This window comes from Actinomadura sediminis, assembly GCF_042675525.1.
In the GTDB taxonomy this organism is placed as follows: Bacteria; Actinomycetota; Actinomycetes; order Streptosporangiales; family Streptosporangiaceae; genus Spirillospora; species Spirillospora sediminis.
In genome coordinates this window covers 1-1,919 of record NZ_JBHTJA010000241.1, presented here as the reverse complement: position 1 = coordinate 1,919, position 1,919 = coordinate 1, and the positions used below count along the sequence as shown (strand labels likewise).

General features: G+C 69.8%; 1 protein-coding gene. It reads left to right on the top strand.

Annotated features, from left to right (window positions below; genetic code table 11):
* Nucleotides 1–5: 5 nt before the first annotated feature.
* A partial coding sequence (locus tag ACFQ11_RS37635) for an alpha-1,4-glucan--maltose-1-phosphate maltosyltransferase (RefSeq protein WP_378307724.1) occupies nucleotides 6–1,919 on the top strand: 1,914 nt, incomplete at its 3' end.

Genomic DNA, 1,919 nt, shown 5'->3' with positions numbered 1-1,919 from the left:
AGCCGGTGGTGGGGTGCGGCCGGTGGCCGGCCAAGGCGGTGGTGGGCGAGACGTTCGAGGTGTCGGCGACGGTGTTCCGCGAGGGGCACGAGATGCTGGGCGCGGCGGTGGTGCTGCGGACGCCGGACGGGGAGGAGTGCCCGCCGTCGCGGATGCGGGAGGTCGCCCCGGGCACCGACCGGTACGCGGCGCCGGTGACGCCGACCTGGCCGGGGTCGTGGTCGTTCCGGGTGGAGGCGTGGGGCGACCCGATCGCGCACTGGCGGCACGACGCCCAGATCAAGATCCCGGCCGGCCAGGACGTCGAGCTGATGTTCGCCGAGGGCGCGAAGCTGTTCGAGCGCGCGGCCGACGCCGTCCCGTCCAAGGACGCGGCGACCCTCGCCCGGCTCGCGGCCCGCCTCGCCGACGAGACCGTCCCGGTCCGCGACCGGATGGACGCGGCCGCCGACCCGGAGGCCCACGAGATCCTCGAGCGTCATCCGTTGCGCGATCTGCTCACGGTCGGGGAATGGTTCCCCCTGGCCGTGCACAGAGAACGCGCCCTGTACGGGGCGTGGTACGAGTTCTTCCCCCGCTCCGAAGGCGCCCGCTTGGACCCCATGGGCCGCCGCCCCCCGATGCCGGGCACCCTCCGCACCGCCATGCAACGACTCCCCGCCATCGCCGACATGGGCTTCGACGTCGTCTACCTCCCACCCGTCCACCCCATCGGCACCACCGGCCGCAAAGGCCCCAACAACACCCTCGACGCCGGACCCCACGACCCCGGCTCCCCCTGGGCCATCGGCTCACCCGACGGCGGCCACGACGCCGTCCACCCCGACCTCGGCACCATCGAGGACTTCGACGCCTTCGTCGCCCACGCCCGCCACCACGGCCTCGAAATCGCCCTCGACCTGGCCCTGCAATGCTCCCCCGACCACCCCTGGGTCACCCAGCACCCCGAATGGTTCACCACCCGCGCCGACGGCACCATCGCCCACGCCGAGAACCCACCCAAGAAATACCAGGACATCTACCCCCTCAACTTCGACAACGACCCCGACGGCCTCTACAACGAGATCAAACGCGTCCTACGGCACTGGATGGACCACGGCGTACGCATCTTCCGCGTCGACAACCCCCACACCAAACCCGTCCCCTTCTGGGAACGCCTCCTGGCCGACATCAACACCACCGACCCCGACGTCATCTTCCTCGCCGAAGCCTTCACCCGCCCCGCCATGATGCACACCCTCGCCAAAATCGGCTTCCACCAGTCCTACACCTACTTCACCTGGCGCAACTCCGCCGACGAACTCCGCGACTACTTCACCGAACTCACCGGCCCCGCCGCCGCCCACATGCGCCCCAACTGCTTCACCAACACCCCCGACATCCTCAACGAATACCTCCAGCACGGCGGCCGCCCCGCCTTCGAAATCCGCGCCATCCTCGCCGCCCTCCTCTCCCCCACCTGGGGCATCTACGCCGGCTACGAACTCTGCGAGAACACCCCCGTCCGCCCCGGCAGCGAGGAATACCGCGACTCCGAGAAATACCAGTACCGCCCCCGCGACTGGCACACCGCCACCACCAACGGCACCACCATCGCCCCCCTCATCACCCGCCTCAACACCCTGCGCAACACCCACCCCGCCCTCCAATGGCTCCGCAACCTGCACTTCCACCACATCGACCAACCCGAACTCCTCGCCTTCTCCAAACGCCGCCACAACGACACCGTCCTGGCCATCGTCAACCTCAACCCCCACCACCCCCGCGAAGCCACCGTCCACCTCGACCTGCCCGCCCTCGGCCTGCCCGACGACCCCCACCACCCCTTCACCCTCACCGACGAACTCGACGGCACCACCTACACCTGGACCAAGACCAACTACGTCCACCTCGACCCGCACACCCGACCGGCACACGTC